This window comes from Chitinophaga dinghuensis (assembly GCF_003259435.1).
GTDB classification, from domain to species: domain Bacteria; phylum Bacteroidota; class Bacteroidia; order Chitinophagales; family Chitinophagaceae; genus Chitinophaga; species Chitinophaga dinghuensis.
The window spans coordinates 122,966-144,572 of record NZ_QLMA01000010.1 but is presented as its reverse complement, the minus strand read 5'-3'; the positions used below and the strand labels follow the sequence as shown (position 1 = coordinate 144,572).

At 45.0% G+C, this 21,607-nt stretch carries 16 protein-coding genes; 12 read left to right on the top strand and 4 right to left on the bottom strand.

Features of this window, described 5'->3' with window-relative positions; genetic code table 11:
* Positions 1–465: 465 nt before the first annotated feature.
* From CLV59_RS25725 to eboC, 6 genes are all read left to right on the top strand, one after another.
* A complete protein-coding gene (locus tag CLV59_RS25725; protein ID WP_111594980.1) occupies positions 466–3,708 on the top strand; it encodes a SusC/RagA family TonB-linked outer membrane protein in 3,243 nt (1,080 codons plus the stop codon).
* A gap of 26 nt (positions 3,709–3,734) precedes the next feature.
* Positions 3,735–5,522, top strand: a complete 1,788-nt coding sequence (locus tag CLV59_RS25720; RefSeq protein ID WP_111594979.1) for a RagB/SusD family nutrient uptake outer membrane protein — start codon at positions 3,735–3,737, stop codon at positions 5,520–5,522.
* A 109-nt stretch (positions 5,523–5,631) separates the two neighbouring features.
* Complete coding sequence (locus CLV59_RS25715; protein ID WP_170137928.1) at positions 5,632–7,170, top strand: FG-GAP repeat domain-containing protein; 1,539 nt, start codon at positions 5,632–5,634, stop codon at positions 7,168–7,170.
* A 408-nt stretch (positions 7,171–7,578) separates the two neighbouring features.
* A complete protein-coding gene (locus tag CLV59_RS25710) occupies positions 7,579–8,475 on the top strand; it encodes an EboA domain-containing protein (protein ID WP_111594977.1) in 897 nt (298 codons plus the stop codon).
* A 40-nt stretch (positions 8,476–8,515) separates the two neighbouring features.
* Positions 8,516–9,496, top strand: a complete 981-nt coding sequence (locus CLV59_RS25705; RefSeq protein WP_111594976.1) for a TatD family hydrolase — start codon at positions 8,516–8,518, stop codon at positions 9,494–9,496.
* A 49-nt stretch (positions 9,497–9,545) separates the two neighbouring features.
* On the top strand, positions 9,546–10,463 hold the full coding sequence (eboC, locus tag CLV59_RS25700) for a UbiA-like protein EboC (protein WP_211324026.1): 918 nt from the start codon (positions 9,546–9,548) through the stop codon (positions 10,461–10,463).
* 27 nt (positions 10,464–10,490) lie between these two features.
* Here eboC and CLV59_RS25695 read toward each other — a convergent pair whose 3' ends face one another.
* Positions 10,491–11,129 carry a response regulator gene (locus CLV59_RS25695; protein ID WP_111594974.1) on the bottom strand — a complete coding sequence of 213 codons (639 nt, stop codon included), beginning with the start codon at positions 11,127–11,129 and terminating at the stop codon, positions 10,491–10,493.
* Between the two features lie 25 nt (positions 11,130–11,154).
* Positions 11,155–12,585, bottom strand: a complete 1,431-nt coding sequence (locus CLV59_RS25690; protein ID WP_111594973.1) for a sensor histidine kinase — start codon at positions 12,583–12,585, stop codon at positions 11,155–11,157.
* 349 nt (positions 12,586–12,934) lie between these two features.
* Between CLV59_RS25690 and CLV59_RS25685 the strand changes: the two genes are divergently transcribed.
* The 5 genes from CLV59_RS25685 (at position 12,935) to CLV59_RS25665 (ending at position 19,206) form a co-directional block, all read left to right on the top strand.
* Complete coding sequence (locus CLV59_RS25685) at positions 12,935–14,089, top strand: 3-dehydroquinate synthase (protein WP_111594972.1); 1,155 nt, start codon at positions 12,935–12,937, stop codon at positions 14,087–14,089.
* Between the two features lie 11 nt (positions 14,090–14,100).
* A complete protein-coding gene (gene eboE, locus CLV59_RS25680) occupies positions 14,101–15,315 on the top strand; it encodes a metabolite traffic protein EboE (RefSeq protein WP_111594971.1) in 1,215 nt (404 codons plus the stop codon).
* A gap of 46 nt (positions 15,316–15,361) precedes the next feature.
* Positions 15,362–16,738, top strand: a complete 1,377-nt coding sequence (locus CLV59_RS25675) for an alkaline phosphatase family protein (protein ID WP_111594970.1) — start codon at positions 15,362–15,364, stop codon at positions 16,736–16,738.
* Positions 16,739–16,835: 97 nt separating this feature from the next.
* On the top strand, positions 16,836–18,173 hold the full coding sequence (locus CLV59_RS25670) for a Gfo/Idh/MocA family protein (protein ID WP_111594969.1): 1,338 nt from the start codon (positions 16,836–16,838) through the stop codon (positions 18,171–18,173).
* Positions 18,174–18,423: 250 nt separating this feature from the next.
* On the top strand, positions 18,424–19,206 hold the full coding sequence (locus CLV59_RS25665; protein WP_245950955.1) for a sulfite exporter TauE/SafE family protein: 783 nt from the start codon (positions 18,424–18,426) through the stop codon (positions 19,204–19,206).
* 26 nt (positions 19,207–19,232) lie between these two features.
* Here the strand turns inward: CLV59_RS25665 and CLV59_RS25660 are convergent, their stop codons facing one another.
* Both CLV59_RS25660 and CLV59_RS25655 read right to left on the bottom strand, forming a co-directional pair.
* Positions 19,233–19,589: an MmcQ/YjbR family DNA-binding protein gene (locus tag CLV59_RS25660; RefSeq protein WP_111594967.1), complete on the bottom strand. Its 357-nt coding sequence runs from the start codon at positions 19,587–19,589 to the stop codon at positions 19,233–19,235.
* Between the two features lie 296 nt (positions 19,590–19,885).
* Entirely contained in the window at positions 19,886–20,374 is a 489-nt protein-coding gene (locus tag CLV59_RS25655) for a hypothetical protein (protein ID WP_146616319.1), read from the bottom strand.
* A 295-nt stretch (positions 20,375–20,669) separates the two neighbouring features.
* Between CLV59_RS25655 and CLV59_RS25650 the strand changes: the two genes are divergently transcribed.
* The gene (locus CLV59_RS25650) at positions 20,670–21,524 is read left to right on the top strand and encodes a helix-turn-helix domain-containing protein (RefSeq protein WP_111594965.1); all 855 of its coding nucleotides are present in this window, start codon (positions 20,670–20,672) and stop codon (positions 21,522–21,524) included.
* Positions 21,525–21,607: the final 83 nt, after the last annotated feature.

Below are 21,607 nucleotides of genomic sequence, written 5' to 3'. Positions count from 1 at the left end.
TGAAAGCGAATTGCTTAGGAAATATTTTAAAAAAATGTTAAACTGATACTTGTTTGAGTTAAATTATATTTATAAATTAGTTCCGAAGAACTTATATAATTCCACGTGAGAACCAAAATCTGGTAATTAGATAGAAGATTGATTTGTTAGGCACATTTCTCACATTTTTTATTATTTAACTCATTGTTTTTCCTTAATCATTAAAAAACACACTTGTTTTTCTATGAGCTGAATTGGTGTTGGCGCAAGTAGGCCATCCTGAAGCTTGTCGCCCGTTTGTTACGCAGTTATATCTAGCTGTTGTCTATGCTATTGTCTAATACTTACAGGTCCGCAGACACGCCTGTACAGTACAGGGAAACTATTGCCCTGTAATAAGTAAAACATAGCCCGGATGATCGTCAAATATAAATGACAGGTACTCTATTTATTCATCTTTCTTAAACGTCACCCTTAAACCACGTTATGAAAAAACATTTTTACCAGGCACTCGCCGTCCTATGCGGCTTATTGCTGTTGCTACTGGGTACTAACGTGTACGCACAAACGAAAATAACGGGAAAGGTTACTGATAAAGCATCAGGAAATCCATTACCCGGAGTTACAATTGTTATAAAAGGTACCAACCGCGGTACTGCAACAGATCCCAACGGAACATTCAGTATTCAGGCAAAACCAGGAGATGTACTGGTAGCCTCATTTGTAGGCTTCGATCCTAAAGAAGCTACAGTAGGAAACGGGCCTGTATCCATCACCCTCTCAGAAAAAGTAGGTTCACTCGAAGAAGTAGTTGTAACCGGTTATGCCAGCCAGAAAAAGAAAGACCTGACAGGCGCCGTATCAGTGGTGAAAGTAGATAACCTTACCAAACAACCCACTGCACAAATCTCCAGCCAGCTACAAGGACAAGTATCCGGTATCACCGTACTCGGTTCCGGTCAGCCTGGTGAAGAACCAAAAGTACAAGTACGAGGCGTAAATACCTTCGGTAACAACACCCCACTGTATATCGTGGATGGAGTGCCTATCAAAAGTCTGGTAGACCTCAACCCCAACGATGTCGCCACTATGCAGGTACTGAAAGATGCTGGCGCTGCTTCTATCTATGGAGCCCGCGCTGCTAACGGCGTAATTATCATCACCACTAAAAGAGGAACAGGCAAAGTGAAAGTATCCTATGATGCTTACTATGGCCGCCAGGTTCCTAAAGGTGGAAATGTTTATAATACCGCCACTCCACTGGAGCAAGGTAACCTGGCATGGGCTGCTATGAAAAATACAAACCTGCGCAGCCCGGCAGATCAACAGATTCCTATCGCCGATGCACAATACGGTAGCGGACCCGTTCCTATCGTACCAGACTATATCGCGCCCTCCGGCGTAATGGCTGGCGACCCCTCCGCAGATCCTAGCAAATATTATGTGAACCCATATTATACTGATCCTAATGAGGTAGGTAAATTCTATCGCATTACGAAAGCAAATAAAGCAGGTACCGATTGGTTCCACGAAATATTCAAACCCGCTCCTATTACCAGCCATAACGTGTCTGTTGCTGGTGGCGGAGATATCGGTAACTATTTCTTCTCCTTCTATTATTTTAACCAACAAGGTACGCTGACAAATACCTACAATAAAAGATATGCTGTTCGCGCTAATTCTAACTTCAATATCACAGATCATATCAGGATAGGTGAGAACATGGAATATTCTGTGATCAGCAACCCTCAGATTGGAGCGTTAACAGAAGGTAGCGGTATCGGTATGGCTTTCCGTGAGATGCCTATCATTCCAGTGTATGATATCAAAGGAAACTACGCTGGTAGCGGCTCCAAAGGATTGGGCAACTCCCGTAACCCTGTGGCGATCCAAGATAGATTTGGCTCTAACAAAACATTAGCCAATCGTCTCCTCGGTAATGTTTATGCAGAAGCCGACATCTTGAAACTCCTCACCCTAAGAACCTCTTTTGGTGGTGAAATCTATTCTTTCAATAATCATAGCTTCACTTATCCGGAATATGAAAATGCGGAGAACAATCCTAAAAACTCCTACGCTGAAAATACCGGTGATGGCTATGACTGGACCTGGACCAACACCCTCTCTTTCCATAAAAACTTCCGTAATACACATGACCTGAAAGTCCTGTTAGGTACAGAAGCATACCAGGAAATTGGCAGAAATTCCGGCGGTACTACCAACGATTATTTCATCTTCGATCCAAACTTTACCAATCTTACTACTGGTACCAGTACGCCAACCAACTATAGTAACTACGGCGAAAACAGCCTGTGGTCTATGTTTGCGCGTGCAGACTATGCCTACCGCGATAAATACCTGATCGGCGCTTTAATTCGCCGCGACGGTTCCTCCAGGTTCGGCTCCAGCCACAGGTTTGGTAACTTCCCGGCTGTAAGTGCCGCCTGGCGTATGTCGCAGGAACCTTTCATGAAAGGAATCTCCTGGATTGCCGACCTGAAACTCCGCGGTGGATACGGTGTAATGGGTAACCAAATCAACGTTGATCCTGCAAATATTTTCAACGCATTCACTTTCAATAAGTCCTCTACTTTCTATCCAATGGATGGTAAGAATCTTACCACCGGTTATTTTCAAGGCCGTATCGGTAACCCAAATGCAAAATGGGAAAGTAATATTAACTCCAATATCGGTATCGATGCGACCCTGCTGAAAGGCCATCTGGAAATAACAGCAGATTACTATCAGAAAGTGGTAAAAGACCTGCTCTATAATCCTGAACTGGCAGGCGTTTACGGTGGCGCTACTGTACCATTCTCCAACGTGGCCAAAATGAAAAATAATGGTCTTGACCTCGCTATCAGCGGTAATACAATGTTGGCAAAAGGCCTGAAACTGGATGTAACCGGTACTTTCACTACTTATCATAACGTCATTCTTGCTGTGTCAAACGGCGCAGATTATTTTGATTCAGATCAACGCCGCTTCGGTAGCCCTATCATTCGTAACGCAGTAGGTCACTCTATCAGTGAATTCTATGGCTATAAAATTGTAGGCTTCTGGAATTCTGATGCAGAAGTAAAAGCCGCCAACGATGAAGCAAAGAAGAAATATCCTGATCTGGACGAATACCAGAAAGACATGTATCGCGGTCGTTACAGATATGCAGATGTTAATGGCGATGGTAAAGTAGATGCAGATGACAGAACCTTCCTCGGCGCGCCTACTCCTAAATTCAGCTATGGCCTGAACATCGGCTTAACGTACAAAAACTTCGATTTCAGCATGTTCCTCTATGGCGTTTATGGTAATAAAATCTGGAATCAGGTGAGCTGGTGGACCGACTTCTACGGTTCCTTCGCAGGTGCAAAAAGTAAAGCTGCAGTATACGACTCCTGGACAGAAGATAATCACAACGCCAAATTACCTGTACAGGAAACCAAATCTTTCGCTAGTACAGCAAATGAGCCTAACTCTTATTTCGTGCAAGATGGTTCTTACCTCCGTGCGAAAAATATGTTGCTCGGTTATACGCTGCCATCCACTTCTCTCCGTCAACTGGGTATTACCAAATTCAGAGTATATGTACAAGCTGCCAATGTATTTACAATTACAAAATACAGAGGCGTAGATCCTGAAATCACTGGTACTACTACTTCATTTGGTATTGATGAAGGCGCTTATCCAAGTCAACGCCAATATCTTCTGGGTGTAAATGTGACATTCTGATTAATCAACTAGCAAAATTGAAAGAGATGAAAATATTGAAATATTCAGGTATAGCTTTATTACTGGCAGGAGGAATGATCGCTTCCTGTTCTAAAAACTTCCTGGAAAAGCCTTCTTATGGCGCGATGACTGAAAAGGATATGTCCACCAAGGCAGGTATTCAGGTATTGCTCGTAGGCGCTTATGCGGCACTGGATGGGCAAGGCCCTGGAAATGCCACGCTGGGCGGCGGCTCCGGCTGGATGGCTTCTCCTACCAACTGGGTTTATGGTAGCGTAGCCGGCGGCGACGCCCATAAAGGATCTGAAAGTCCTGACCAACCAGATATCAACACCATCGCTACCGGTCAGGAATCCAGTACCAACACCTATTTCAACGCCAAATGGAAAGCAGTGTATGAAGGTGTATACCGCTGCAATACTACGTTGAAACTGATGCGGCTGACCACAGACATGACAGCGGATGAAAAGAAACAGGTAGAAGCAGAATGCCGTTTCCTCCGCGGTCACTATTATTTTGAACTGAAGAAAATGTTCAATAATGTTCCGCTGATCACTGATACCACTACGGATGTACTACAAACGAATACAGTAGATATCTGGCCTTTCATTGAGGCAGATTTCACATTCGCTATGAATACATTACCGGAAACACAACCAGTGATTGGTCGCGCGAACAAATGGGCAGCACAGATTTATCTGGCGAAAACGTATCTCTACGAGAAAAAATACCCGGAAGCATATACGTTGTTCAAATCAGCTATCACTACCGGCGTAACATCGGATGGAACTAAATATGCTTTGCTGAAAAATTTTGAAGACAACTTCGATGCAGCTAAGAAAAATGGTTCAGAATCTGTATTCGCCGTACAAATGACTGCCAATGATGGTACCGGCGCTATCACCAATGCCAATGCAGGTGAAATGCTCAACTATCCATATAACAGTCCATTTGGCTGCTGTGGCTTCTTCCAGCCTACACAAGATCTCGTTAACTCTTTCCGTACAGATGCCACCGGCCTGCCTTTCATCGATACCTATAATGACCCTGCTAATGTTGTGAAAAATGATATGAAAGTAGCGGCGACTGCCGACTTTACGCCAGATAACGGTTACCTGGACCCTCGTCTGGACTGGACAGTAGGTCGTCGTGGAATTCCTTATCATGACTGGGGCCTGCATCCGGGCGCTAAATGGGTACGTGACCAGAACAGTGGCGGCCCTTATGCTGGTAAGAAAATGATTTTCTGGCAGTTTAATCAGAATTTATACAGAGACAACAACTCCTGGGCCCCAGGTTCAGCCATCAACGTAGTATTGATTCGCTTCTCAGACGTATTACTGATGGCGGCAGAATGCGCGGTGGAAACCGGAGATCTGCTTGGCGCAGAACAATATGTAAACCAGGTACGAGGACGTATCGCTGATAACCCAGCGTCATGGTTGCATAAATATCTGGTAGACACGCTTCCAATGAAAGGATTTAGCACTACTGACATGGCAGCTAACTACAAAATCAGTAGATATCCTGATGCTGCTTTCGGCTCTCAGGCGCAAGCCAGAAAAATCGTTTACTTCGAACGTAAACTGGAACTGGCCACCGAAGGACATCGTTACTTCGATATCAGCCGCTGGGGCCAGACAGGCGCAGATATGATGAACAAATTCTATCAATACGAAAGTACCATCACTACCGACCTGGTAGGCGCTAACTATAAAGTCAAGCGGAATGAATATTTCCCGATACCGCAGCGACAAATAGACCTTTCCGTCAAAAACGGAAAATCGGTACTGACACAAAACTCGGGATACTAACTAACTTTTTTACTTGCCTTAAATTGAAAATAAATGCAGCGGTTTTCCGCTGCATTTATTTTTGAATGATGTATTTATTATATTAGATGAGGTAGAAAAATATATGTCGATGCCTGTTCAACCAAGATCCTGTCGCCAACATTTATTGTTATGTTGTCACCTGTTGGTGATGATTCTTATTGCGATCACCAGCTGCCATTCTCCTTCCCGCGATGATAACGCACAATTACTCGCCAACCAGTATTGTGGTTCCTGCCATCTGCCTGTATCTCCTGCGTTGCTGGATTCCGCCACCTGGACAGATCATGTGCTGCCCGCTATGGCGAAAAGGCTGAAGATAAAAGTATGGGGAGAAAAAGAGTATTATCCTCCTATGGCCGGAGATGAAGCGTCGCTTGTACCATTTAAAGACTGGATGGAGATTGTTGCCTGGTATCAGCGTACAGCCCCTAAAAAATTAACGCCAGCCAAACGCGATGTGCCTATCCAGGAAGGATGGGCGGGCTTTTCACTTGTTCATCCCAATACCGCGGATACGAATATAATTGCCGCCAGTACTCTGGTTGCATTCTCCGATGACGGAAATATTTATAACAGTAATGCCTACACGAATGAACTGAGTCGCTGGAATATAAAGATGGAAAAATTAAGCGTATGGAAGACAACATCCCCTGTAGTAGATATCAGTTTCCGAAAAAATGAGGCGGGAGAAAAAATTGCACGTATTACACAAATAGGTGATATGCGTGCTGTGGACAAGCCTTCTGGGATTATATCAGAAATAAATACAGATTTAAAGGAAAGTAATTTAACCGATATTAAACCTTACCTCCAAAGGCCAGTCCAAACGTTGTATGGCGATTTTAACAAAGATGGCCAGGAAGATATGATCTCATGTTCCTTCGGACATAACACAGGAGGTTTATATTTTCTTCGGCGGTCTGGCGACAAATACGAAGAAATTCCAATGTTGCAGCAGCCTGGCGCTATACACGCAGTGGCCGGTGATTTCAACAATGATGGCTGGCAAGATGTAATGGCCTTGTTCGCAGCTGGCGAAGAAGGAATATGGCTCTTTGAAAACGACAGGAAAGGCGGATTTAAACCAATCAATCTGCTGAAATTCCCTCCCATTTATGGTTCTACCAGTTTTCAACTGTACGACTTCAATGGCGATGGGAAGCTGGATATCTTGTACACCTGCGGCGATAATGCCGATTATTCAATGGTGCTGAAACCATATCACGGTGTTTACATTTTCCTCAATGAAGGAAATAACCAGTATAAGCAAGCTTGGTTTTATCCTGTAAACGGTTGCACAAAGGCGTTTGCAGCAGATTATAATGGAGATGGCCGGCCCGATATAGCCACCATCGCATTCTTTGCAGATCTGCAACATAACCCGAAAGAAAAGTTCCTCCTCTTTCAGGGAGGCAACAAACCTTTACAGTTTACGCCATTTGCCCCTCCCATTGAAAAAGAAGGTCACTGGATCACAATGGATGTGGCAGATGTAGATAAAGATGGAGACCTGGATATTATACTTGGAAATTATGCCAAAGGATTTATTATTCAGTCCGAATATCAGCCTAACTGGAAAGAATATCAACCGTTTATAGTACTTTTGAATACGTTATATACACATTAATCAGCATAAAAAATAGTAGAGAGATTTGGTAGAGAAATAGAATAATATGTATATTACAGCCGTAATTAACTTCCAAGACCATTAAAGTACAATGCCGGGCAACACTGTGAATGGATATTCACAGGTGATATTTGATCATCGTCGTTTTTGTTTTTGCCCGCTTTCCATAGTGTTATACCTACTTGACACCGCGCAGATACGCCATCTGTAATGTGTTATATAAAGATATCCTGATGAATAGTCAGGCTTTAGAATGGCGGAAGGAGAGGCATTAATGCCTCTCTTTTATTTTATACCATTCCTGTCCTCTAACCATCCATCATAAATAATGCAGCATCCTATATAAATCCGGCTTTACTGGTTATTTTTAAAGTGTAATTTTTTTTCGCACTATTAAATAGGTTTGATGTGACCGCTTTTGTTTATGACCACGTTAAAGTGAGAGCGCTGCTAGGTCAACTCCTCCATAATCAGGATCAACCCAAGGCCTGGGAGTGGCTGCAAAAACGCCGGGAAATCCAGGAAAAAGACCCATCCTCGCAACAATTCGTTTTAACATTCACCGCCATTCCAAGATTTACAGGCAAACAGCCGCTACTTCCTTCATCCATTCCTGCAGAAGAATTAGCGTCGCTGGCGCCAGGCTTTTTCGTATATGACTGGACGTTAGATCGCCTTGCCCGCGTATGGTGGTTATTATTTTTACCATCAGATGATAAATCGTTTTATCTCCAGCAGATAGAAAACCTCTTCAACGCTGCGGAAATGAATGAACTGGCGGCATTATACAGCGCACTTCCGCTGCTCGCATATCCGGAAGAATGGATTACCCGCACCGCAGAAGGAATACGCTCCAACATAGGCCCTGTGCAGGAAGCGATAATGGTACAAAACCCTTATCCCGCGAAATGGCTGCCAGAGCCAGCATGGAACCAATTGGTGATGAAAGCAATTTTCACAGAGAAACCATTGCAGGATATTCAAGGCCTTCGCCAACGCGCTAATCAGGCCCTCGCCAATATCATCACGGATTTCGCCCACGAACGACAAGCCGCCGGCAGATCCGTAAATCCCCTGCAATGGCAATTACTGGAAAATTTCCTCAACGAAACCAACTTCCAGGATATAACACGTCTATGGCATTCGGCTTATAATGTGGAAAAGGAAGCAGCCGCACTCGTCTGCTACCATAGCCAGTATCAGCCCGCAAAAGACCTGCTGGCAAATGCTCCGGAAATCCTCGCAGAAGTAAACCAGGGCAGCATTAGCTGGGATGTCATCTCCCGAAAAATCAATTTATCATAACAACCATCACCAACTATAATCCTATTTAAAAAATTATTTTATGTGTGGCATTCATGACTTAACAGAACAAGATCTGCAACCATTAACCCATTCTCCTGCCTGGCTTGATAAAATTAAAGGCATGCGTTTTTTTGATCCGCATGTACATATGACCTCCCGCACTACTGACGACTATCAGGCAATGGCTGATGCCGGCGTAGTAGCGATTATTGAACCCGCTTTCTGGCTCGGACAACCACGCACCGGAGTAGATTCTTTCCGCGACTATTACAGTAGCCTCGTAGGTTGGGAGCGATTCAGGTCTTCCCAATTCGGTATCAAACACTATTGCACCATCGGCCTGAATTCCAAAGAAGCCAACAATGAAAAATTAGCGGAAGCAGTAATGGAAATACTCCCGCAATTCATATACAAAGAAGGCGTAGTAGGCATCGGCGAAATCGGCTTCGATGATCAAACTCCCCTCGAAGAAAAATATTATCGCGCTCAGTTGGAACTCGCCAAGGAAGCTGGACTGCCCGTTCAAATTCATACCCCTCACCGCGATAAAAAACAGGGAACCCGCCGTAGCATGGACATTGCGATCGAACATGGCCTCGACCCTCATATGGTGATCGTAGACCATAATAATGAGGAAACCGTAAAAGAAGTGCTGGACCGCGGTTTCTGGGCAGCTTTTACCATTTATCCCTTCACCAAAATGGGCAATGAAAGAATGGTGGATATCGTAAAACAATATGGCAGCGAACGTATTATGGTGAACTCTGCCGCCGACTGGGGTATCAGTGATCCCCTCGCCGTTCCAAAAACAGCGGCCTTGATGCACGAAAGTGGTATTGACTCGAATGATATTCATTTGGTAACTTACATCAATGCACTAAAGGCCTTCGCCCAAAGTGGACAAATCAATGAAGCCGATTTCGGCATCGTGATTGATCAAAGTGAAAAGTTCAACGGCAGTACTGTATTGCGTGGCGGACAACAACCAAGACATAACAAGAATACAACCATCATCCGATAGGCCCTATACATAATGTATTGGCCCAAAACCATGAAAACCTGTTAATGAGGTGAGTTATATTGCTAGTAAATTGATAGGATATCTACGCCTGATGCGCCCGGCCAATATTATCACCGCTATCGCTGATGTGCTGGCAGGGGTGGCCATCTCAGGCTATTTCCTGACGGAGACCACAGGTACCATTACGCTGGATTTTATTCTCCCCGTAATATGTCTGTGCCTCGCTGCTGCCGGTCTTTATGGCGGTGGTGTCGTTTTTAATGACGTTTTTGATGCTGACCTGGATTATGTGGAGCGGCCGGAACGCCCCATTCCCAGCGGTGTTATATCCGCTACCCAAGCCATTATCCTAGGCGCATACCTGCTCCTCGTTGGCGTACTGGGCGCGTTTTCTGTAGGACACCTAACCGGCGCCACCGGTTGGCTCGCAGTAGCGATTACACTTTCTGCACTTATCTACAACAAATGGGGTAAACATCGCTCATGGGGCCCGCTGAATATGGGCCTCTGCAGAGGACTAAACCTGTTACTGGGTATTAGCATCGTACCTGATGCGCTGACACAGTACTGGTGGATGGCCATCATTCCTGTCATCTATATCGCTGCTATCACCAATATCAGCAGAGGAGAAGTACATGGCGGCAACGTAAAAAGCCTGAAAGTAAGCGCTGCTGGCTATGCAATGGTTTATGTTGCCATGATCATTTTAGCGATCCTCCAGGAACGCCTATGGGTGGCGCTTCCATTTATCCTGCTCTTCATCGTAATGATTAACAGACCCCTGATTCGCGCTATCAAAGATCCTTCCGGACCTAATATCGGCAAAGCCGTTAAAGGAGGAATTATCGCACTGATTGTGATGAATGCCGCATGGGTAGCCGCTTTTGGTCAGGCGCCTTTTGCAGTGGCCGTGTTATTACTATTACCTATATCTATCGGACTGGGAAAATTATTTGCCATAACATAAAAAACTACGCCTCAGGCGTAGTTTTTTTTACTCTGCAAGCCCCCTTCTCATGGCCTCTTTGACCAAGCCTGCTGTATTTCTTACGGCTAATTTCTGTACGATTTTCAACCGATGCGTTTCCACCGTTCGTAAACTAATAAACAACCGGTCTGCAATCTCCTGGTTGGAAAACTCATCTGCAATCAAGGTCAGAATTTCTTCCTCTCTTTTCGTGAGTAAGCCATCATTGTGCGCACGTTTTTTTCCCATCACCATTTCCTGCAATGCCAGTTGCTGTAATTGCTGATCGAAATACTGCCGACCTGCAAATACAGTGTTGATAGCTGCTGTCAGGGCTTCCTGATCGGCGCTCTTCAGTAGAAAACCACTGACGCCGGCACGTATCAATTGTCTGATATGATATGTTTCTGAAATATCACTCAATACAATAATTTGTAGGGCGGGGTATAATTTTTTTATCTGTTTGCATACCGTTACGCTATTCGCTGCATCCAGTCTGATATCCAATAACAGCACGTCTGCGCCATCCGTGTACAGTGCCTCGAACAGCGCTGGTGCGGATGTACAGGTATGTCGTATTTGAATGTGCTGTTCTGGGGCCAGCATAGCTTTGATTCCGTTGAGTATCATAGGATGGCCGTCTGCAATCGCTAGTTTAATTTGCATCTTCACAAATTTTTATTCAATTCTCTTATGTCGATGAATCAATTCCACCAACGTTAAATGCAATACTGGCCATTGTTCCACGGCCTGCATTGATGTCAATTTCCAGGTCTCCATTTAATGCCTTTATCCGGTGATACAGGTGCTTCAAGGCAGTACCATGTTGTAATTCCGGCTGATGCTGAAACCCGATACCATTATCTTCTATGGTGATGGTAAGTCGCTCCGGATGCTCTGAAAGCTGTACCAGTGCTGCGCTTGCCCGGGAATGCCTCGCAAGGTTATTTATCAGCTCCTGCGCAATGCGATAAACGCTTAGTTCAAACCCTGCTTTGTATCGCTTCATCTCACCCTGATGGCAATACGTAATCTGTAGTTTACGGCTGTAACTAACATTGCGGCAATAAAATCCTAGCGCCTCCGAAAGTCCCATTCTGGAAAGGATTTCCGGCTTCAGTTGGTCCGCTGTTCTCATTACCTCTTCCGTTGCATGATCCAATAATTGCATTGCATCCAGGAAAGATGTTGTGGAAAGAAGAGCTTCCTCCTGTTGTAGTTTACTAAAATGTTTTTTTACTGCCGACAACAGTCCCCCTACCTTCTCCTGCAATTCTTTGGAAAGCCGCCTGCGCTCCCGTTCTTCCCCCTGCAACATGGCTTCCTGCATATGTATCGTCCGTTCTGTTTCTACGACTTCCACTATCCTGCGTTGTTGCCATTCCTGCTCTTTGCGCCAGCGCCGGTATACATACGTTATCAATACTAGTAATATCAGCACAATGATACCTAACCCCCAGCGCTGCTGTAATTGCAAATGCGCGTGTAACCGGGCAATTTGTTGAGCAGCCTGCAATTTCTCCTCCTTTTGAGCGGCATCTTGCAGTGCCATTAACTGTAACCTGCTACGGGTGGCATTTCCAGCGAGGGAATCATGCAACTCCGACTGAATCGCCTGCAAACGCCCTCCCCAAATGACAGTATGGATACTGTCTCCCAGAAGTTGGGCTAACTGCAACGCTTTTTGATAATACACTGCTGCCGCTTCCGGGTTGTTTACCATTAGGTATTCTTCTCCCAGCCCGGCATTACACAACATACTGCCGCTGGTATCCCGCAAATATTGATAAAGTTTATCTCCCTGATGTAGCAAGTATAATGCTGCTACATAATCGCCTTTGATATCATACCAGTACCGGTAATACCCGGTAAAATCTGCTATCCCTTTATAATATCCCAATTGGATACTTAGGTTCAGCCCATCCCGCATGAATTTACCGGCAACATTAATATTGCCAGGTACATAACTTTCGCCCAACTGGTAAAGCAACTGCACCTTCTCTAAGCTTGGTGGTAGCTGCCTTACGCGCTGATACAGGCTGTCCTGCTGCACATCTGTTTGTGCAGTGCCGGCAATACTCACTGCCAGCCCACAGAGCAGCAGAAACAGTTTTCCGTACATAACGCGAACATTTGGTGATGATATCATGATAATTTGCGTGTGTTTCGCAGCTATCGCAATGCAACAAGAGTGCAGGGAGAACATCAATCGTTACAGGGTTAACTCCTGGGGCACATGTAGTCACGCACAAACAATATTAATATCTATGCCTGCAGATGAAAATACAGGGACGTAAAGATCTGATTTTTCTCCCGATTTTCCACTATTATTTTGATGAAAAATCCCGCTTTTTTTGCTTTATGAACCTGAAGAGCAGACATTTATCCGTACACACTTTATGGTAGGTGAAAATGCAGAAATTTTGTACATTTAAAGGATTACTAAACGGATAGAATGCAAGCGATTAGCCATGGAATATTTACTGCAGAATTTTGATGTCAACTTTAACTACCAGGTTCATTTTACAACCCATCTCTTTGACCCGGCAAATGATTGTTTGCGCAATTACCTGCACACGCAGGCCGCTACCGCATACAGAAAGAAATTACTCGTGATCCTGGATCAGGGAATGGCCGTGCAACATCCCGGACTTGCGGGACAGATAGCCACCTATCTCCGCAGCATTGATGGCTTTGATCTTGCACCTGAAATACTCACCATTGAAGGAGGAGAAGCGGTAAAGAATGATCTTGCCCTCTTTCTCAGCCTGGTGAATGCGATCGATAAATACAAAATAGACCGCCATTCCTTCCTCATTGGCATAGGAGGAGGCTCCCTGCTGGATCTGGTAGGATTCGTAGCTGCCGTCTCTCACCGCGGTGTGAAACATATCCGTATACCCACTACCGTACTCTCTCAAAATGACTCCGGTGTAGGCGTGAAAAACGGGATCAACTTCAATGGCAAAAAGAACTTCCTCGGCGCCTTCGCCCCGCCACAAGCAGTCTTTAACGATAGTCATTTCCTCACCACACTCCATTCCCGCGACTGGAACTCAGGTATGGTGGAAGCGGTGAAAGTTGCCCTCATCAAAGATCTCGCCTTCTTCAACTGGATAGATGCACATGCCGCTGCTCTCAGCCAGCGACAAATGGAACCTATGCAGGAACTGATCTACCGTTGCGCAGCCCTGCACATGCAACATATCGGCAATGGAGGAGACCCATTTGAAAGCGGTTCTTCACGGCCGCTCGACTTCGGCCACTGGAGCGCACATAAACTGGAACAACTCACCCAATTCGCCCTCCGCCACGGAGAAGCCGTTGCCATCGGCGTAGCCCTGGACAGTGCCTATTCTTACTTGCTCGGCTGGCTGCCAGAACAAGATATGCACCGCGTCATCCAGGTACTGAAAACCATGCAACTACCCATTTGGCACCCACTGCTGGAACAACAAGGTAATGCGCCTTCGCCTGTCATCGCAGGACTGGAAGAATTCCGCGAACACCTGGGCGGACAACTCACCGTTACCCTGCTCCGCGCCCTCGGAAGAGGTGAAGAGATACATGAAATGGATACCGAAAAACTTTACCAGGCAGCCGCCATCTGTAAAGCGTTGCAATAAAAAGAATCGCCATGCACACACCATACGGACAGCTTAGCTATTGTTCGAATATCCATCCCGGCGAATCCTGGAAGGACCATTTTCAACAATTGCAACTACATATCCCCGCTATCAAACAACAGGTAAGTCCGGAACAACCCTTTGGGATCGGACTACGCCTCGCTAATACCGCCAGTCTGGAACTGGCAAAGGAAGAACGCCTGGTAGAATTCCGCCAATGGCTCACAGCAAACAATTGCTATGTGTTCACCATGAACGGCTTTCCTTATGGCAGCTTCCATGATACCGTCGTGAAAGATCAGGTACATGCCCCCGACTGGACTTCTCCGGACAGAGTGGCTTATACTATCCGCTTGTTCCGCATCCTGGCGGCATTGCTGCCGGAAGGCATGGAAGGCAGCATCTCCACATCGCCGCTCACTTATAAATACTGGTGCAATCGCTGCGAAGAAGAAAAAAATTCCGTGACGGAAAGCGCCACCCTGAATATCCTGTTAATCGTAGAACAACTGGTGAAAATCCGCCGTAGTGGCGGCCCCTTGATGCACCTGGATATAGAACCTGAACCAGATGGACTCCTGGAAAATTCTGCAGAGTACATCGATTGGTTCAGACATACCCTCTTACCCGCTGGTATCCCGTTTCTCCAGGATAAATTCAAGGTGGACGAAGCCACAGCAACAGACTGGCTGAAAGATCATATCCGGCTGTGCTACGACGTTTGCCACTTCGCATTGGTATACGAAAACCCGACGGATGTACTCCGCAAGATGGATGCTTACGGACTGAAAACCGGTAAGATCCAGATAAGCGCAGCACTGCGAGCAGACATGCCAACGGAAACGGATAAACGAAAAGTAATCCTGGATGCCTTCAGGCAATTCGAGGAGCCGGTATACCTGCACCAGGTAATTGCTCAGACTACCGATGGTAGCCTGATTCATTATCCGGATCTCCCCCAGGCCCTGGCAGATGGCTATAACCAGGAGGTAAGGCAATGGAGATCCCATTTCCATGTGCCCGTGTTCCTGGACCGGTATGAAGTGCTGGAGTCTACCCGGTCAGATATCGCAGACGTACTGCAAATACAACGACAACAACCTTTTGCGCCTCATATGGAGGTGGAAACATATACCTGGGATGTACTGCCCGCCGCCTTGAAGCAGGAAATGGCCGCTTCAGTTTCCAGGGAGTTACAATGGGTAAAACAAGTGTTGGAATTCTAATGACGGAATTATAGTTTTATGCATCTTAAGCAAGGCGAATGAATCTATGAGAAAGACAGTTGTAATCGATGTGGTAGGCCTTTCTACCTCTCTGCTGGAACACATGCCATTTTTGAAGGCATATACTGAAAAACGTCATCTGGCAACAATTAAGCCCATGTTGCCAGCTGTTACTACCGCCGTCCAAAGTACTTACCTGACAGGGCAATGGCCTTGCGAACACGGGATCGTAGGAAATGGCTGGTATGATCGAACCGACTGTGAGATCAAATTCTGGAAACAGTCCAATAAACTGGTAGATGCCCCCAAAATCTGGGATAAAGCCAAACAACTGCATCCGGAATTTACCGTTAGCCAAATGTGCTGGTGGTATAATATGTATGCCAACGTCGATTACTCGCTGACACCCCGCCCGAACTATCTTTCGGACGGTAGAAAAATCCCGGATTGCTATACCTTTCCCGCTGATTTAAGAGACTATCTCCGCGAAAAGTTAGGCGACTTCCCACTATTCAATTACTGGGGGCCAACAGCGAGCATCGTGTCTTCCCAATACATTGCTGACGCATCTATTCTCACAGATCAGCGTTATCATCCTACTATGACCTTTATCTATTTGCCACATCTCGATTACTGTCTGCAAAAATTTGGACAGGATATGGAGAAAAACCGCAAGGAAATGCTGGAAATAGATCAGGTAGTAAAACAGCTGGTGGAATATTATGAGGCCCAGGATGCCGCTATCATTATTCTCTCCGAATATGGCATTTCCAATGCAACTAATCCAATTGATATTAACAGATTACTGCGGAAAGAAGGATTACTGGCCATTCGGGAAGAAAGAGGATTGGAAATACTGGACCCTGGCGCTTCCAAAGCCTTTGCTGTAGCCGATCACCAGATGGCGCATATCTATATTAACGATCCTTCTTGTTATAAAAAGGTAAAGGGACTGCTGGAAGCCCATCCGGAAATTGAATTGGTGCTGGATCGGGAAGGCAAAAGACAACACAAGCTGCATCATTCCCGCAGCGGCGATTTAGTGGCTGTTGCTGCCCAAAACAGCTGGTTTACCTATTACTACTGGCTGGATGATAAAAAAGCGCCTGATTTCGCCCGATTGGTGGAAATCTTCCGTAAGCCAGGATACGACCCTGTAGAAATGTTCATGGACCCGAAAGATCCCTTTATAAAACTGAAAGCAGGTTTCAAACTGCTGAAGAAGAAACTGGGATTCCGCTATCTCATGAATGTCATTCCACTGGATGCCACACTGATAAAAGGTTCTCACGGCCGATTGGAAACTACCCCTTCGCTGCAACCGGTAATTATTACCAGCGAAGCCTTATCCAGTAATAGTATCCAGGCTACAGACGTATACCAGGTGATGTGGAAAACATTGAATGAAATACCATTCCATTAAGTATTACCATCAATCCAAAAAAATAAGCATCTCTCAATTATTTCCCTATTTTCATGCAACCGATTGCTGAGTAATAAATTAACTTCAAATTTCCGTTATGAAAAGAAGGGACTTCATCAAAACCGGCTCTGCGGCGGGTCTGGGAGCCGGCCTGACCTATCTTAATTTTCCTGTATTTGGAAAGAATGCGCCAAGCAACAAGATTGTACTGGGAGTAATGGGGGTGAATTCCCGTGGAAACTGGCTGGCACAAACTGCAGCTAAGTTGCCGAATACAGAAATTGGGTACATCTGCGATGTGGAAGATGGCGCTATTGCCAAAGGAATGAAAGCCGTAACTGGCGCTCAAAGTCGCACTCCTACTGTCATCAAGGATATCCGTAAACTGTTGGAGAAAAAAGACTTTGATGCGCTGATCGTAGCGGCCCCGGATCATTGGCATGCGCCTGCTGCTATCATGGGAACTGCCGCTGGTAAGCATGTATATGTGGAAAAACCTTGCGCGCATAATCCCCACGAAGGCGAGTTGTTGGTAGCTGCCGCCGCCAAATATAACCGGCATGTGCAAATGGGTAACCAACGCCGCTCCTGGCCTAATATTCAACAGGCTGTGAAGGAAGTAAGAGAGGGAATTATTGGCGATGTATATTATGCGAGAGGATGGTATGTAAACGATCGTAAACCAATAGGAACAGGTAAAAAAATCCCGGTGCCCGGAACGTTGGACTGGGATCTCTGGCAAGGCCCTGCTCCACGTAAAGATTATCTGGACAACATTGTACACTATAACTGGCACTGGCGCTGGCATTGGGGGACTTCTGAAACCTGTAATAATGCAACCCATGAACTGGATTGTATGCGCTGGTTCCTGGACGTAAACTTCCCTACAAAAGTAACTTCCGCCGGTGGGCGTTATGCTTATCCGCCAGATGATTGGGAGACGCCAGACACGCAAACCCTCCATTTCGAATTTGAGAATGGTAAGAAGGCGATCTGTTGGGAAGGTCGTAGTTGCCATCCTTACAACTTGGAAGGCAGTGGCCGCGGCTTCACTATTTTCGGCGCCAAAGGAGCGCTGTATAATAGTGGTGGCGATTCTTACAAAATCATTGATGGCGCAGGTAAAGTAGTCAAAGAAGTAAAACAACCAGATAAAGACCAACGCAGCGTAACAAATACGATAAGTCCTGCAGGCGAATACTATGATGCTATTCACCTCCAGAATTTCCTGGATAGTATTCGTGGTGAAGCAAAACTGAATGCTGAAATCAATGAAGGATATCGCAGTACGCTACTGTGTCTGCTGGGTAATATTGCACAGCGCACCGGCCGCGTATTGCACACCGATCCATCCAACGGTCATATTCTCGCAGATGCTCCTGCAATGAAATTATGGAGCAGAGACTATGAGAAAGGATGGGCTCCTAAAGTATAAGTGAGCTAGGAGCAAGTGAATGAACCTGTATTCAAGTAAAGCCATCGCAACTGCGGTGGCTTTTTTATGCCTGTAATCCGTGAAAACCCTTATTCCTATTCTGTTTATAGACTATGAATAAATATAATAATTAGTTATGCCCAATAACTTTTAGTTATCGCTATTATTTCCTGGCGGAATGATGTTGACCTATCTTCGTGGTACCTGTAATTCCATTTTTTAGAACCAACCACCATTTACATTGGACTTTTTGTTACAACATGCTCATTACCTGCCGGTATTGATAATCGGGCTTATCGTAGGTTATCTTTCCGGACTGCTGGGAAAAGGAGGCAGTGCTATCAGTACGCCGGCACTCCAGATTTTCGCCGGTATAAATCCATTTTTTGCTTTAGCATCGCCATTACCGGCGTCTATTACCAGTACGCTTTCTGCCACGGTAGTGTACAGGAAAGAGAAACTCTTTAACGCAAGGGTAATTCTTCTCTGTGCCATCATTGCAGTTCCTTCCACTATAGCTGGCTCATGGATGAGCAGCTGGTTACCAGGAAAAACACTAATGATTCTGACCGCGCTGTTCATTGTTACTATAGGGTTTACCTTGTTGTATTCCTTTGTACGTAAGAAACCGGCAGTCAGGGCAGCAGAAGAAGTGAATGCGGAAAATATCCCTGCATCCAAGTTAATGGGAGCGGCATTGGGTATTGGTTTGCTGGCGGGCTTACTGGCGAATGCGGGAGGCGTGTTGTTCAGTTCCTTTTTTATCAAGCAATTGAAAATGCCTATTAAACAGGCGTTGGCATGTGCAGTAGTATTGTCTGCAATCCTCTCTATTCCGGGAGCGATTACACATTGGTACCTGGGGCATATCGACTGGAAAATTGCGTTGTTGTTGTCTTTGACTGCTTTCCCTGCCTCTTATCTGGGAGCGAAAACGGCTGTTAAAATGAAAACGCCGCTCTTGGAGAAACTCTTTGCTTTCACACTCATTCTCTTTGGGTTATACGATATCTTCTTTACGTTGTTTGCGTAAAAATATAGGGTGCATTTACGGCTGCATCAAGCACTCGCTTCGTGACTGCGGATATACTGCTGTTCATTTTCCGGCAAACTTCCAAATACCAGATCATAAGCTTTTTGCAGCAAGTTTTCCAATTCAGAAGATGGTAAAGTATCATCCTGATTTAACTGCACCCAATGGTACCTGGCCAGATGAGGAGCCGGCACAATACCGGGCGTTCCAATCAGCTTATGAAATTGCGCGGGTATACACTTAAAGGAAATCCGATGCGGCTCATTCATAGAAAGCATTGCAAACAGTTTTTCGCCTACGAAGAAACGCAGTTCATTATCCCACTTCATTTCCGTAGTTACGGCAGGTAATGCACGGCAAAATGCCAGGGTATTATCAAACATAACAGCAGGTTTTTAAAATTTCATACAATAGCAAATCAATCAATCATAACGAGTATAAAGGCGAAACGGACGCTACATATTACTTTTTGTAATATGCAGACGAGAGGTTAAGAAAATCTGTAAATAGAGATGGAACTGCATTATAAAAATACAAAAATATAGATCGCAAAAACCGCACTCATAAAAACTTTACAATAATTTTTTACCAGATGAGTTCATAAAAAAACAGGCAGCGCTAAGTGCTGCCTGTTTTGCTGGGATACCCCTCACTTTTAGTGATTTAATTTCTTTCCTGACTACCGGTTATCATGTCCATGTCCACGTCCATGATCCCCGTGATCTCCATGGTCATTTCCTCTGCCACGATCGTGTCCATGGTCATTTCCTCTTGCATATTTAGCATCGTGACTGTCACGAATAATGGACTGTTTACCGTACCAGCCTTTGTAGTGGCCATATCTCTGACGGTATACATCTGCCCGCAGCCATGGATCTGGGTCATTCACCACTACCTTATAACCACGGTAGAGATCATAATGATAGGATGGAGGCAGCGTAGCGCCAAATACCCAGCGGTTACCCTGGAGATAAACAAACTGCTGACGCTGAATAGAATAATATGCATCAATATCCGGCATGTAATAGTATTGCGCGTAATCGTATCCTACCGGTCCCCATACCGGCTGGCTTCCAATATTGATATTCACACGTACCTGCGCATTAGCTCTATTTCCTAACATGCCCAGCGATAAAAACATCGCTAGAAAAATCATTACCTTTTTCATACGAATAGTTTTATAAAAACTAATGCCAAAAGGGTGCCAGCTTCGTATTTGTATAGTTCGCAGTGTATTGATTATTATGTATTTAACATTTTATTTGAGCGCGTTATATAAAACCAATAATTACGGATTGTTATTGGGGAGACAAGCTGTCGTCTCCCCACCTCCATATTTTTAAGAACCGGAAATGATATATTTTTACTGAACTGGCTGAGCTCCATTGGGGCGATAAACGGGCTTTCAATATTTTCCAATTGACAGCAAGCAATTTTAATCCTTGATAATCACTGACCCGATCATGAATGTACACCGGCATATTCCAACATATCCGCTCTCAGACTTCATTCAGCACATTGTCTACGTTAGCGGATCATTATCAATGCCTTACATCAAAGAGCTTCCGGAAGGCGGAATAAACCTCGTGATCGAACTGAATGAAAACACCCTGAATACAGTTTATCCTGAAATAAACAGCAGTAGCAAAAAAGAGGTGAAGAATGCCTGGATATCCGGGATGCAGAAACAGGCAATCCTTTACAAGAACAATCCCAATTCTACTATTATCAGTATCCGTTTTACAGTGGGGGGCTTTTTCTCGCTTACGAAGATCCCTATTACCGTATTGGACAATGTGGGACTGGAGGCCGAAGCTGTTTTTGGGAGTTCCTTCATGCGATTGTATGAAAAATTACTCAATGCCACTTCCCTGGCAGAGAGGTTCGCATTGATCGAAAATTACTTTTTACAATATTCGGTTGAAGAGAACATGGGATACCATATCGTGAGATTTGTCAACCAGCATATAGACAAACCTATCGACTGGTTAATACAGAAATCCGGCTATTCTCAAAAGCACGTCATTCACCTGCTTAAAACATATACGGGCTTTTCACCCAAATACCTGCAAAGAGTTCATCGGCTACAGCAGGTGATTACGGAAATCCAAAAAAATAAGTCCCATATCGACTGGTTCTCCATCATCCACCGGTACGGTTATTTTGACCAGGCCCATCTCATAAAAGATTTTGCCCATTTTACAGGGTTAAAGCCAATGGAGTATCTGAGATCTCAATTAGCCTTGGAGGAAAATGAGCTGGTGCCTGAAATGATCCTGCAATTTCCCAATGATGATCCGGATGCAAAGAAACCCTAGACTCACTGACAAGTGTCCTAGGTAAATTTTTTACAATGCCAGGAGGAGCCAGCTGACTATTTTTGTATCGAACAAAACAAATA

Coding starts and splice junctions, on each gene's coding strand:
- CLV59_RS25690 (WP_111594973.1), bottom strand. CDS start 12,585: ATGTACGGAAAACTGTTTCTGCTGCTCTGTGGGCTGGCAGTGAGTATT.
- CLV59_RS25655 (WP_146616319.1), bottom strand. CDS start 20,374: ATGAAAAAGGTAATGATTTTTCTAGCGATGTTTTTATCGCTGGGCATG.
- CLV59_RS25685 (WP_111594972.1), top strand. CDS start 12,935: ATGGAATATTTACTGCAGAATTTTGATGTCAACTTTAACTACCAGGTT.
- CLV59_RS25650 (WP_111594965.1), top strand. CDS start 20,670: ATGAATGTACACCGGCATATTCCAACATATCCGCTCTCAGACTTCATT.
- CLV59_RS25660 (WP_111594967.1), bottom strand. CDS start 19,589: ATGTTTGATAATACCCTGGCATTTTGCCGTGCATTACCTGCCGTAACT.
- CLV59_RS25720 (WP_111594979.1), top strand. CDS start 3,735: ATGAAAATATTGAAATATTCAGGTATAGCTTTATTACTGGCAGGAGGA.
- CLV59_RS25705 (WP_111594976.1), top strand. CDS start 8,516: ATGTGTGGCATTCATGACTTAACAGAACAAGATCTGCAACCATTAACC.
- CLV59_RS25670 (WP_111594969.1), top strand. CDS start 16,836: ATGAAAAGAAGGGACTTCATCAAAACCGGCTCTGCGGCGGGTCTGGGA.
- CLV59_RS25695 (WP_111594974.1), bottom strand. CDS start 11,129: ATGCAAATTAAACTAGCGATTGCAGACGGCCATCCTATGATACTCAAC.
- eboE (WP_111594971.1), top strand. CDS start 14,101: ATGCACACACCATACGGACAGCTTAGCTATTGTTCGAATATCCATCCC.
- CLV59_RS25715 (WP_170137928.1), top strand. CDS start 5,632: ATGCCTGTTCAACCAAGATCCTGTCGCCAACATTTATTGTTATGTTGT.
- CLV59_RS25725 (WP_111594980.1), top strand. CDS start 466: ATGAAAAAACATTTTTACCAGGCACTCGCCGTCCTATGCGGCTTATTG.
- CLV59_RS25675 (WP_111594970.1), top strand. CDS start 15,362: ATGAGAAAGACAGTTGTAATCGATGTGGTAGGCCTTTCTACCTCTCTG.